Source organism: Providencia hangzhouensis, from assembly GCF_029193595.2.
Classification (GTDB): Bacteria; Pseudomonadota; Gammaproteobacteria; order Enterobacterales; family Enterobacteriaceae; genus Providencia; species Providencia hangzhouensis.
On record NZ_CP135052.1, the window covers coordinates 3,314,563 to 3,327,885 of the forward strand.

At 37.1% G+C, this 13,323-nt stretch carries 10 protein-coding genes; 4 read left to right on the top strand and 6 right to left on the bottom strand.

Translation table 11 applies throughout. From position 1 onward, the window contains the following. Positions 1–10: 10 nt before the first annotated feature. Positions 11–787: a molybdate ABC transporter substrate-binding protein gene (gene modA / locus PZ638_RS15060; RefSeq protein WP_096864111.1), complete on the bottom strand. Its 777-nt coding sequence runs from the start codon at positions 785–787 to the stop codon at positions 11–13. A 276-nt stretch (positions 788–1,063) separates the two neighbouring features. Here modA and PZ638_RS15065 point away from each other — a divergent pair, with 276 nt between their 5' ends. Beyond that, complete coding sequence (locus PZ638_RS15065; RefSeq protein WP_180312070.1) at positions 1,064–2,107, top strand: ElaD/SseL family deubiquitinase; 1,044 nt, start codon at positions 1,064–1,066, stop codon at positions 2,105–2,107. An 84-nt stretch (positions 2,108–2,191) separates the two neighbouring features. Here the strand turns inward: PZ638_RS15065 and PZ638_RS15070 are convergent, their stop codons facing one another. After that, positions 2,192–2,344 carry an AcrZ family multidrug efflux pump-associated protein gene (locus tag PZ638_RS15070; protein ID WP_004256731.1) on the bottom strand — a complete coding sequence of 51 codons (153 nt, stop codon included), beginning with the start codon at positions 2,342–2,344 and terminating at the stop codon, positions 2,192–2,194. Between the two features lie 218 nt (positions 2,345–2,562). Here PZ638_RS15070 and modE point away from each other — a divergent pair, with 218 nt between their 5' ends. From modE to PZ638_RS15085, 3 genes are all read left to right on the top strand, one after another. After that, positions 2,563–3,351, top strand: coding sequence for a molybdenum-dependent transcriptional regulator (gene modE, locus PZ638_RS15075; protein ID WP_180312071.1), 789 nt, complete (start codon positions 2,563–2,565; stop codon positions 3,349–3,351). Positions 3,352–3,497: 146 nt separating this feature from the next. Then, positions 3,498–4,967, top strand: a complete 1,470-nt coding sequence (modF, locus tag PZ638_RS15080) for a molybdate ABC transporter ATP-binding protein ModF (RefSeq protein WP_004256733.1) — start codon at positions 3,498–3,500, stop codon at positions 4,965–4,967. A 203-nt stretch (positions 4,968–5,170) separates the two neighbouring features. Then, the gene (locus tag PZ638_RS15085) at positions 5,171–5,998 is read left to right on the top strand and encodes a CPBP family intramembrane glutamic endopeptidase (protein ID WP_180312072.1); all 828 of its coding nucleotides are present in this window, start codon (positions 5,171–5,173) and stop codon (positions 5,996–5,998) included. A 120-nt stretch (positions 5,999–6,118) separates the two neighbouring features. On the opposite strand, the gene PZ638_RS15090 is transcribed toward PZ638_RS15085, so the two are convergent. The 4 genes from PZ638_RS15090 to PZ638_RS15105 all read right to left on the bottom strand — a co-directional run bounded on the left by PZ638_RS15090 (position 6,119) and on the right by PZ638_RS15105 (position 13,306). Continuing rightward, positions 6,119–8,236, bottom strand: a complete 2,118-nt coding sequence (locus tag PZ638_RS15090; protein WP_180312073.1) for a metallophosphoesterase family protein — start codon at positions 8,234–8,236, stop codon at positions 6,119–6,121. A gap of 32 nt (positions 8,237–8,268) precedes the next feature. Continuing rightward, complete coding sequence (locus PZ638_RS15095; RefSeq protein ID WP_180312074.1) at positions 8,269–8,976, bottom strand: oligogalacturonate-specific porin KdgM family protein; 708 nt, start codon at positions 8,974–8,976, stop codon at positions 8,269–8,271. 176 nt (positions 8,977–9,152) lie between these two features. Continuing rightward, positions 9,153–10,703 (bottom strand): fructose PTS transporter subunit IIA, encoded by a 1,551-nt coding sequence (locus PZ638_RS15100; RefSeq protein WP_094962406.1) that lies wholly within the window; start codon positions 10,701–10,703, stop codon positions 9,153–9,155. Between the two features lie 17 nt (positions 10,704–10,720). Next, a complete protein-coding gene (locus PZ638_RS15105) occupies positions 10,721–13,306 on the bottom strand; it encodes a glycoside hydrolase family 38 N-terminal domain-containing protein (RefSeq protein ID WP_094962405.1) in 2,586 nt (861 codons plus the stop codon). Positions 13,307–13,323: the final 17 nt, after the last annotated feature.

Sequence of the window (13,323 nt, forward strand, 5' to 3'; positions counted from 1 at the left end):
CTCTTAACATTTATTTAGTACGAGGTTCAAAACCATAACGTTTGAATACTTCTGAAGCCGCTGGGGTTTTCAAGTATTCATAATAATCACGGGTTGCTTTGTTATCTTGATCTTTAACAATTGCCATTGGGTATTCAACAGGTTTATGGGTATCAGCAGGGAAGACACCTACCACTTTGACTTTTTGGCTAGCGACAGCATCAGAGCCATATACAATGCCTAAAGGCGCTTCTTGGCGCTCAACCAATGCCATACCACTACGCACGTTATTTGTACGTGCTAACAGCGGGTCAACCGTTTCCCATGCACCTAAGTTGCTTAATGCTTCTTTGGCATAAATACCAACAGGGACATGGTCAGGGTCACCAACGGCTAAACGGCCACCATCTAACAGTTTTTTCCAATCAGTTTGTTTATTAATTTCAACTTTATCAATTTTGGCATCTTTCGGTGCAATTAACACCAATTCATTACCTAATAATGTATAGCGCGTATCTTCTACCATCAATTTTTTATCGATGGCGTAATCCATCCATTGCTGGTCAGCAGAAATAAATAAATTAGCGGGTGCACCTTGCTCAATTTGACGAGCCAGCGTTGAAGAAGACGCATAGGATGCAACAACCTCTACTTTAGTGTCTTTCTTATATTGCTCAGAAATTTCATTCAGTGCATTAGTTAGAGAAGCCGCTGCAAAAACCGTAATTTTATCAGCTGCAAAGCTATTGCTAGCCATCGTTAACGTTAATGTTGCGCCAGCGAGAAGTGATACCAAACCTTTTTTCATTTTTATCTACCCTAGTATTAATCGACACGTTATATATAACAGGACACAGCGATAACTTAAAGTCAAACTCGTGATAAAAGTGTGCTGGCGCAAGAAATGATGCAATTTTGTTGCATGTTTTCTCTAAAACCCCACTAACGATGAAAAATTCCTCAGCCGTAAAATCGTTTTTATATAGAGAACAATTTATATCCTTTGTAACTTTATCGGCACAAATCGTACACAATTGAATATTTTATCCAACTTTTGCAGATAGATAAAAACAGAGGAGATAATATGGCTATTCAACCGACAGCGCTTTCTCCAACCCAAGCTCACTATATGAGTGGATTAACCATTGAGCAATTTAATGGGTTATTTGAAAAAAATATTTCCCCTGAAGCTTTAGCTTCCTTAGCAGAATCAGCGGGTAATGGGAACTTAGAGAGTATCGATTTATTACACAATATCGCTCTACGGCAAGACAACGAAGGAAGAAAAGCAGAAAATATTCTGTTTGATTTATTTAGTGGAAAGCTGCCTGCAAAGAAAGGTATAGATAAAGAAATACAAGAAACTAGCAAAAAATTATATCAATTACACCTTAATACAAAAATCAAAAAACACCTAAAAGATTCGAAACTAACGACCCCTTCTAAGCTCCTTTATATTGTCGGATCTGCAATAGAAAAAGTTATTGATAAAATTAGTTTAACTAAACTATTGATGAAAAATGAACCCGCGGAATCTACTCTTTGGGATAATAACAGGATGACAACAAGTGATGAGATTGATGCAAGCAATAAAAATAACCCAACTTTGCCATCAAACATGACCATCAATTGCTCAATAGGACTCATGCAAAATGGCTACAACTTATTAGCCGATGTAATTGAACAAAAAATTTTAAATAATAAAACATTAGATAAATGTGAGTTATTTCCTATCAATATCAATGAGAACCATTGGGTCTTAGCTGTGTTCTATCAGCCGGAACATAAGCAAGATATGAAATGTGTCGTCTTTAATTCATACCAAAATGTCAGCCCTGAAATTACTAATGAAATAGCAAAAGCCGCAGAAAAGGCAGGTATCATAGAAAAAGATATAACCTATATTGAAGGGAATATCCAACAACAAGTCCCTAACGGATGTGGATTATTCGTTGTTGAAGCTATTAAGCAACTCACTGAAAATACTCAGCAAGATCCTTATGATACATTAAAAGCATTTCAAGAAAGTTTTATAAAAAAGACAATGGCTGAACAAAAAGAGTTTAATATTCAAAACCGCAGACAGCTATATTCAAATTACCATGATAGCAAATATCCATCATTATAATGCCCACTGCTATATGAAAAACCCCCTGACTGCATTTACAATCAGGGGGTCTATAATCAGTCAGACAAGAAATTTTGTTAAAAATTACTTGTTTTCAGTATTATGATGATGAGGTACGTGTGCTTTAGACAGTAAGTTAAAGAACGCGCCCAAACCATAGATCAAACCCATGATCAAAAACATAACAACTGGAACCATCATCAGGGCAAAACCCAAACTTTTAATTAGTTCTAACATAGGAAAAAGCCTCTTCAGTGATACTGTACCCACCAGCCTACAAGATACGCTGACGAGGGAAAACTTGACTCTCAGTATATTGAGTATAAATCAAATCAAAATAATAACGCACAATTACGTTATAATGGAGACTATTTTAGACAAAATATTATACTAACGACATACTAAACGTGCTTTTTACCTCTGTCATCACCAGCCACGCCGGAAGGGAGAAATTTATGCAGGCCGAAATTTTACTCACACTGAAACTACAGGGCAGTTTATTTGCTGATCCTCGCCGTATCGCGCTACTAAAACAAATTAAAGCGACAGGGTCAATCAGCCAAGGCGCTAAACTCGCAGGGATCAGCTATAAAAGTGCTTGGGATGCCATCAACGAAATGAATCAACTCACTGATGATATCCTTGTTGATAGGGCGACAGGTGGTAAAGGCGGTGGCGGCACAACACTGACTCACTATGGTGAGCGATTACTTCAACTATATGATTTACTAGCACAAATTCAGCAAAAAGCCTTTGATGTACTCAAAGAAGATAATCTCCCTTTAGACAGCTTATTAGCAGCTATTTCGCGTTTTTCACTGCAAACCAGTGCCCGTAACCAATTTTTTGGGACGTTAATTGCACGCGACCACATGCAAGTTCAGCAACATGTACAAATTCGTTTAGCAGACAACAGAACGGTGATCAACGCCGCATTGACAGAGCAAAGCGCTAACCGTTTAGGGTTAGCCGAAGGAAAAGAAGTGCTTGCATTGATTAAAGCACCTTGGGTAAAAATTACTAAACAATCCAATCCAACAGGCTTTGATAACCGCCTTGAAGGCAAAATTACCGCTTTAGAGCGGGGTGATGAGAACAGTGAAGTGATTGTGACACTCACAGGCGGTGAAACTTTATGTTCAACTATGCCAAATAGCGAAATCGATGCCCAATCTTTGAAAGTGAATAATAGCGTTATGGCATTATTCAATGCGGACCAAGTGATTGTTGCCACACTTTGCTAATTTGCTAGTTTGCCCTGCTTACTTACAATAAAAGTAAGTAAGCATTCACCTTTTTTCCTTATCATATCGTTCTGTTGTTGACTTTAGCTTCAATCCTGATTATTTGTGATAGATGACAAGGTAAATAATCATGATAAGGAAGCTTGATGAGCACAATAACAATACAACATGGCAACTTTAAGCTCAGCGAAATTCAGACTTTAGACATTCAGCAACTTAACATCGAAAAAGGGGAAAATTGGGCTTTTATTGGTGCCAATGGTAGTGGTAAATCATCACTTGCTCGAGTACTTTCCAATGAGCTCCCTCCTCTTTCTGGTGTCGTAAAAAATACATTCACCTCTCCTGTTCGTCTATCATTTGAACAATTACAAAAAATCATTAATGAAGAGTGGCAGCGCAATAATACAGATATGCTCAGTGATGATGAAGATGACACGGGATATACAGCAGCTGAAATCATTCAATTTAACCATAAGGACAATGAATACTGCCTTGAGCTTGCCGCTCGCTTCGGTATCAGTGACTTGTTGTCTCGTCGGTTTAAGTACCTTTCTACGGGTGAAACTCGCAAAGTACTGTTATGCCAAACATTGATGGGTAATCCTGACTTACTGATCCTTGATGAGCCATTTGATGGCCTAGATGTTTATTCAAGAAGTCAGCTCAGCGAACTACTATCAAGTTTGTCTGAAAAAGGCTTAACTTTAGTGTTAGTGTTGAACCGCTTTGATGAACTCCCTGATTTTATTGAAAACATAGGTGTTGTCGCTGATTGCAAACTAGCAATGGTGGGAAATAGGGAGTCAGTACTTGCTAACACGCTAATAACGCAATTACAGCATAGTGAGAAAATTAAACAGCTTTCTATCCCTGAAACTGAGGCTCCAACCGCAGATGAAAAACTGGATGACACGACACCTCGTATTATTTTGAAAAATGGAACTGTTAGCTACAATGACAAACCGATCTTGCACGGTTTAAATTGGCAGGTAAACCCAAACGAACACTGGCAAATTATCGGTGAAAATGGCGCTGGAAAATCCACCTTATTGAGCTTGATTACAGGAGATCACCCTCAAGGGTATAGTAATGACTTAACCTTATTTGGTCACCGTCGTGGGTCAGGAGAAACCATATGGGATATTAAGCGCCATATTGGTTACGTCAGCAATAGCATTCACCAAGAATACCGTGTCGCAACCAGTGTACTCAATGTCATTATTTCCGGTTTTCATGATTCTATTGGCTTGTACCAAACCCCCTCTGATCGTCAAATACAATTAGCGTATGAATGGCTAGCGCTGTTAGGTTTTTCTACGCAAACAGCTCAACAACCTTTCCACAGTCTTTCGTGGGGGCAGCAGCGCTTAGTCTTGATAGCTCGAGCACTAGTTAAACACCCTGCTATGCTTATTCTAGATGAGCCATTGCAAGGGCTTGATGGCCTTAACAGGTTGTTAGTTCTGCGGTTTATTGATGTAATGCTAAGACAAGGTAACACACAACTCTTATTCGTCAGCCATCATCAAGAAGACGCCCCTGCTTGTATTACACATCGGCTCACTTTTGTCCCTGATAATGGGAAATACCGTTACGATATTGAAAAACTTTAATTTTTGACTTATTTGCCAATAGACACGATGAAACTGTTGGCAAATTAATCTAATGTTTAATAGATGGTAACTAAGTTATACACAAATAACTCTTTGATTTTATTTTATTTATATTTTTTAGGTTATTTTAAATTAGAAAATTCACATAAAATCATTACACTGCGCCTATTCTAATAATTTAGACATCATAATGGATATTTTTTATGGCTTGGTTAATGTTAGCCTCTTCACTTGCAGTACTTGCAACACACCGTTTAATTGCTCTTTTTTTACTCGCTTGCACAATTATTACCGCAGCACTTACACACGTTATTGATTGGCAAGCGGTTCTACTATTGGTTTGTATTACAATAATTGCCATTATTCGTTTGCGTTTCCAACACTATCTATCCACCAAAATTATTAGTGAAATCATCTTACTAATCTGTACGATTGGGTTATTTATTCACTTATTCCCTGGGTTTAATAACCTGAGATATCTCGATAACGTTACCGTAGGGGAACATAGCGCCCCTTTCACAATGTATTTTAATTTTGATAAGGCACTCGTCCCTTTTATTTTACTCGCCTGCTTACCAACGTTATTTGTCTGTCGGCCAACCAAGCATGCAACTAAAGTTCAATGGGCACTGCTGGTTATTTCTATGCCACTTTTATTGCTGGTCGCAACTGCTGCTGGCGGATTAGCCTTTGAATGGCATTTTCCTAGTTGGTTACCTGCTTTTGTGCTCTGTAACTTACTTTTTGTTTCATTAGCTGAAGAAGCGCTATTTCGTGGTTATTTACAGCAACGTCTAACCCTTTGGTTGAGGTCTCCTTACCTCGCACTAGTGATTACCTCACTGTTATTTGGCGCTGTGCATTTTGCAGGTGGACCACTATTAATTCTCTTTGCTACATTAGCGGGTTTGATTTATGGCCTAGCTTGGATGTGGAGTGGTAAATTATGGCTGGCTGTATCGATTCACTTCGGGTTAAATTTGGGACATCTGTTATTTTTTACTTATCCAATTAAGTTGGTTTCTAATTAATGTTAACTAATTAAAAATTCATAATCACTCAAAAATTGGATGATCTTCACCGTAAAAAATCACTAACACGAATAATGTTAGTGATTTTTCATTATTATAGCCATGTTATCTATCGTTAATCTAATGACTAGTTTGATTAACATTCATTGGCTTAATTTCCCCAGACTCAATATTAAGATAAAAATCTCGACTTGGATTTCCTTGTAGATATTTATCAATTACAGTGAAAATACTGCCAAAGCGTAATTTAAAAATATTCTCAAATGAACTATCCGCGTTAATTTTATCAGTCTCATTTGGTAATGACGATAACAAGGTTCCTGTGAGGAATCGATATTGGTTTAATCTTTCTACAGGTATATCTTGCAACGCAAGCTCGTCTGCATTACGTAAACGATAAAAATCCACAGCAAGGTCAAAACCATTCCATTTTGCAAAATCATTTAACTGATACCCTGTATTTTTAGCAAGAATAGCAGCTTTATCACTGGCTTTTTTCCATGCATCGGAGTCTTTATTCAAGTAGATTTCGGTGACATTGACAGTTCCCGGGTCTTTAGCGCAAATTTCATGATTTTGACTCAATGGTGCCGTTAATACTTCATTATAAGCTTTCTTAGTATCTAACTGGCTTAAAACAAGCATCTCTTCGCCATTCAAACTAAATAACATTTGACGAATTTCACATGGCCATTCCTCTGGAATAAAACGTAAACGTGTCAGTTCAGTAATATGCCAGTTAGTGAAGTCATAATAATTATTTGCGCTTAAGATATCTTTATTCCAAAGATGCGACGAATTAGTATTTTTGAGGTGTTCCCACTCTTGCTGATAGTGCTCAAATAACTCATCAAACCGAGGAACATCTTCTATTACAATGGTTTGTACATCAATTTCATTCGCATTTCTAAAATTCAATATTTTATAAGCAGGAACATATGCGGCCATTGAAGGAGCTTGAATATTAAAAAGTAAGCTGCCATCCGAATACTTACGTACACCTGTATCATTAAAATGCATATGACCGCCAACATGAACACCGATACCTGTTTTTGCCATTGCATGGCTAGTGTCTTCTTTTGGTGCCCTTTCTAACTGAAATTTACCTTTGCCAAAAATGGTTTCAAGGTCATCTGCTGCACCATTATCAAATTCAACCATCGGGAAATGGCTAAACGTGATTAATGTTTTATTTTGCTCTTTCGCGCGCTTTGCAACATCCGCCATCCACTCAACAGTCTGTTGTTTATGTGTCAACATTTTGTTGTAACCCGCATTCCCCGACCCTGCAAAGTTTTTAGCTGCTTTAGGGTGATTAATATCTGCTTTTTCAGAAGGAACATAGACATTGGCATCAACGGCCATTAACCACAAATCAGGAATAGGCTCAACAAGGTAACTGCTGTCTGCAACATTAAAACAAGGCCCATATCCCTCTTGTTTATATTTACCGCCTGTTCCTTGAGTACAAATTTCATACTGCCTTTGGTTAAAATCACTGGCTTTTAAGGCTGCTTCATAGTTGTAACCTTGAGAACCATAGTTTGAGTATGGTGTTTCCCAATAAATATCTTCTGGTAACGGATTAATACCAAATGATTTCATTGCATCCATCACTCGACCATAACCACTATATACCATCTCTTCAGAGCAAATTGTTGGCAGCTCAGCTCCCGTTTCTATAACGGCAGTCTTTCCTTTATATCCCGTACACTCACTTGCCCCTAAACTAAAGATACGCTGCGTTTTACCATCAGTTCCAAGAAAATCTTCTTTTCCTGCTGGCATATCAAATGGACGGTTCGGATCATGATTCCCTGGTGTAGCAAAGAAACGCATACCATATTTTTGCTCATACTCTTGCAATACTTTTACTAACCCACGTAAGTGAATAGGTTGGCCGTCATCAGTAAAATCACCAGGTAATGCAATAAGTTTAATACCTTTCTTACCTGCATCATCTAGTGCAGCACGTAGAGCAAAATAGTTTTCATTAAATAAACGCGTAGATGTTAATTGCGCATACATAGAACGAATAACGGCATTTTGACCACTTTTACTATTTTTTAATCCTTCAAATGCATTATCAGCAAACTGCCCATATACATCATGAAAATGGATATCTGGCATAAACGCGACGCGATAATTATAAGGTTGAGCCGTAGGGGCATTTGCCATTGCGACAGTTCCAATGGACATTAATGCAAGGGCAAAACTATATTTTAATTTATTGTTCATATTTGTTCCCTTTAGATAATTAACTATTTCTATCAGAAGTTATATGCAATGCCAACGCGATAACGCCACTGCCATGCATCACGGTAAGTTTGTCCATTTTTGACATATGAACCATCATCATAGGACACATACCCTAATTCAACATAAGGAACCCATGTCTTATTACCAACCCAAGACACATTCAGATTATGTGCATAATCCTTTTCTTTACCTTTATATGCAGGATAATCAGTATTAAATTTATATTCAAAGTCATAACTTAATGAAAAATCTTGCAGCTTATAACCTAAATAAAAATTACTCTGCCAATAATGCTGATTATCTTTTTTAGGCTTATTAGAGTTATCATAATGCCTTACGCCATAACGTAAACGAGTTCCAATATTAAAATCATCCGTTAAATTATAGGCAGCTTTGACACTGAATTTATAAGCCGTATCTTTATCTCCTGAATCTAAAGCAAAAGAAGGTGTTAAAACAAAATCTTTTGTGGCTTTATATTTATAACCAACTTCAACCTCATTTCCTTTTGATGATAGGTTTTCACCAAAACCACCATCTCGACTTCTCCATTTTCCTTCAAGGCTAAAATAAGTTCCATTTTGCATGCTATGGCCAATTTTGACACGGTCTTCATGGCGATGTTCATTCCCTAACCATTCATGACGATAGTCAATATATGTCGCATTCGCTGCTGTGCAAAATAATAATGTAGAGATACCTAGAGTTAAGTTTTTCATAAACTGATTCCTATAATTAACATTTATTTTTTATTTAATCGTTAAAACAATGATTCATTATTTATCTTTTATTTATAGATATACCCCTTCTATTTTTAGAAAAAAACCATCCCATCCTTTTAAATAACTTAAAAGAAAATTAACTTATTAAAATTTTAATTTTTTACATTCTTATCTCATAACTCTAATTCCAGTTTCAATAATTCAACAATACCCTCTGATTTTTTAGCATTTAACATTTCATTTCTAAAAGACTCATGCATTAATTTACGTGCGAGAACAGAAAAGATTCGCATATGCTGATTTTCATCTGAATCATTAATTGTTAGCATAATTACTAATTTAACATTAACATTATCTCCCCACGCTAACTCATTCGGTAAACGTAATACAGAAATACTACTGTGTTTAACAAAAGGTGATTTACAGTGCGGTATTGCAATTGAGAAACCTAATGCCGTACTAAAAATCTCTTCTCTTTGCCATATTGCTTGTTCAACTTGTGCTCCAGAGTCAGTTCGGTGATTAACTTCTAAATTATCAGTTAATCGTTTAATGACTTCCTCTTTACATTCCATTCTTTCATCAAGAAAAATTAAAGACGGATCCAATACTGAATAATCATTTTTTGGCGTATTAGCAGAGATAAACAAACGAGATAATTTATCTTTTTCAAGCTTGAACCAATTATCTGCATATGTATCAGGCTCAATAATTAATAAATCGTATTGCGTATCTAATAATAAAACATGAGCAGATTGAATTGATTCAATCATGGAAGATGAAAGACATATTAAAGGAAGAGAGAAAGATTGTGCTAAAATAGCGGTATGTGATGTTTCTGCCCCTGAAGCCATCACAATACCTTGCAAATACTCCCCTCTCAATGCCAATAATTCGCTTGGTGTCAGTAATCCTTGGCAAATAATAATCGAATCTTCTGTTAATTTAGGAAGTTGTATTTTAGATTCGATACCAAGATGCCTTGCTATACGCAATCCCAGATCCTTAATATCTAACTCACGTTGGCGTAAATATTCATTACTACTGCTTCGAAATGGTAAGCTGAGCTCTTCAATTGCCATTGATAACGCAGCAATCGCATTATTTGCCTCTCTTGGTTCAAGTAAGCACGCTTCAATATCCTCATCATCCAATAATTGGCTTTGTGCCTCTAAAATATCAACCGCTGTTTTATCAGCTTGCTGAATGTCTAGACTAAATTGTTGACGAGCACTTTGTAACGCACGTTTTAGTATTTCACATTGTTCTGATTGTGAATTTGATGGCTCTAATAATGAAATCTTTTGTAAATCAAAAGATTTCATATAGATAGCCCTACCTTTTGCAATCCCTTGGCTAACACCATAACCCTGAATAATTTGAGATGATGTCCGACTCAGATATATAGGGATCATTCCTTGCTCTGGTTTATCTTTTTTTGGCATTAATCCATCACAATGAATAAATTCTTGTTCAATAAATACCTTTAGTTTTTCATAAGCCAGATTTTCATCATCTCCACTGATTGTAAAATAACATTCATCACCAACAGCGACATCTGCCCCAACAAGAGCCAAAACACTTTTTGCATTGGCTTGGCGTAGTTTGCTTTTATTAAAAAGTAAAATATCTGATTGAAAACAAGCTGTTTTTTGCTCAATTGCACTCGCTGGTCTTGCATGAATACCATTAGGTAACTCACAACGAAATGGAAGTATTTGCATAATTTTTCCTTTATTAATTAGTCAATTAACCAAGACACAGGTGTACAAGGAGCTGCTTTATCTGTGTTTATGCATATAGACTCCGATAAAGTAACTTGATGTATCAACGTATTCGACTTAGGTTCTGTATAGGTTTTGGTTTCACTACTTGGGTTCCACCCACGTAAAATCAGTGACTCTTGATTCTGTGCTTTTTTCAACGTGCTGAAGTGCAGCTCACTATCCCACGTCAATAAACTATAATTATCAGGAAAAACAATATAATGAGGATTCGTTTTAAATTGAGACCAACCGGAATCTAGGTAACCAAATGCAGGTAAACGCCAATGCTCAATATCACGCCATAGTTGAGCGCTTTGGCCATTTTCTATCGGCAATATAGCAAAATGGAAATGATGAAGCCCCTGAATTTGTGATTCCGGTGACGGCAAAACCATACCTGATGCACGCCCTGGCCGCCAAGTTAGTTCTGCTTGGCCTAGCCAACCCACACTGCGCAAAAGTGTTATTCTTATCATGTCAGGTTGATTGGCTGGGATTTCATACTCTCTTAGTCCTTCAGTAACGATACAAATACCTTTTTTATCATCATGTTGCATTACCAGACTTTGCATTGGATAAAGCGCTGTTGGTGCCTCTACCCAATTTTCACTTTGCCAAATATCCATATTGGCTGGATTATTTTCTCGCTGAATCAAACCAAAAGGTTGGTCTGCAAAGTGAAATGTCTGTTGAATTTCCGTAGGAATTTCAACCTGAATTCGATGGTCTTCAATGGTATTATCAATTGTGATTTCAACATCTAGCCATGCCTTATCATGAGGTAAAGAAACCTGCATTGTGGCAGATAAACGCGCATTAACCTGTTTGGTTTGGCGAGCAATTGCATTCTGTGGTACTGGAATTCGCCAATTTAGAATAAATGAATCCATTAACGATGCTCTTACACAGTTAAATTGCTGTAAGTGTCCATCACTACTAATTAACCAATCATCTTCAGGTGGCGAATAGTTATAATTATCTCCTTCGTCTCCACCATCAATTAATCTAAGAATATTTGGGTATTGTTGTTGATTACGTTTATCAGTTAATAACAATCGCCCTTGGTGCAGTTCAAGTTTCAGCCATTCATTCTCTAATGTATTTTCAGTTTGAATGTTTTGTTGAATTTCAAAACCTGAATTTTCCCCTTCAACCAAATAAAAAGTCTGATAACCACATGAAGGTAACTCTTTCACTTCAAGCAAGACTTCGCATTTCCGGTACCATGTCGTTGTCGTACTATTCGCCAATTCTTGTACAATCAAAGACATATCTTGTTTTTCTTCATGAATAAGTTGCCAGCGGCAAGGTTTTCCTGCATCGTCTTTAATACAAAAATCATTTTCAGGTGTATAAAGTGTAATACGAACTTGAGCATCTCTTTTATGTGGCAACGAATTGAAAATGATAATTTTTTTACCATCTTGTTTTGCTTCAATCCCGCGAGCAAGCATCTTCATATTAAGGTCAAACAGTTGATTTGCACTTTCTAAACCATCTTGTAAGCGTGCTTTCACCATGCTATTAACACGATCAGAATTACATCCGCCGATACTATCATGAGCGTGTGACTGCATAGCTTTACGCCAAATATTGTCAATCGCAGTTTGTGGATAAGGTAAACCAAGCCGCCAGTTAATGGATAGAAGAGGCTCAAGTTGTTGACTAACAAATTGTTCTAATTTTGCATTTAATAATTTAATGTCCATTCGTGTAGAAAAAATACCACGATGTACACGCATATATTTCGGGCTCAGCAATTCACCATTAAATTCAGGTAGTTCAGTGCTATTTGCTTGTAAAGCATCAAAAAATGCACTGAAACTACTTTTGACAAAATAATATTCCTTTTGAGCTTTATTTAATTGCTCAAGCATCGCAGGTACGGCATATTCAAAAGGGGATTGGTCATTACCATTAGGTAGTAATATTTGGTCTGAGTGAGCAAAACGGGCTTGTTTTTCCAAGATAGCAGGTAAAACGGCAGAGGCTTTTTCTGGATTATCAGGTAACCATTTCGCGCAGCCGTAGCCCCAAGGTAATACAGCAGTAGCCACACTATGACCTGACTGCGATTTCCAAATAAATTCACTACTTGCGACATCATGTTCACACCATCCACGCCATACGACCGCATGTTTGATACCAAACTCTTGCAAAAACATAGGTAGCTGTGCACTTTGTCCAAATGAATCAGGCACATAGCCTATTGGCATATAACCGCCCCATTGCTCACAATCTACTTTTCCCAACAGTAAGTTTCGCGTGATAGATTCCGCTCCAACGACTAAAAAATCAGTTTGTGTGTACCAAGGGCCAATAAGAATTCGGCCTTGTTTAATTAATTTCTGTAAGCAATCACGCCTTTCTGGTGCAACCTGTAAATAATCTTCCAGCACCACGGTTTGCCCATCTAAAACAAAGGGGCCAAGAGAAGGATCTTCTTCTAAATGTTTAATTAAATCATTCATGAAATAATAAAGAACAATTTTTGAATCATTCTCAGTGAAATACCATTCACGATCCCAGTGCGTATGTTGAATTAAATGTACCGTTTTCATTTTATGACCTTAAAATA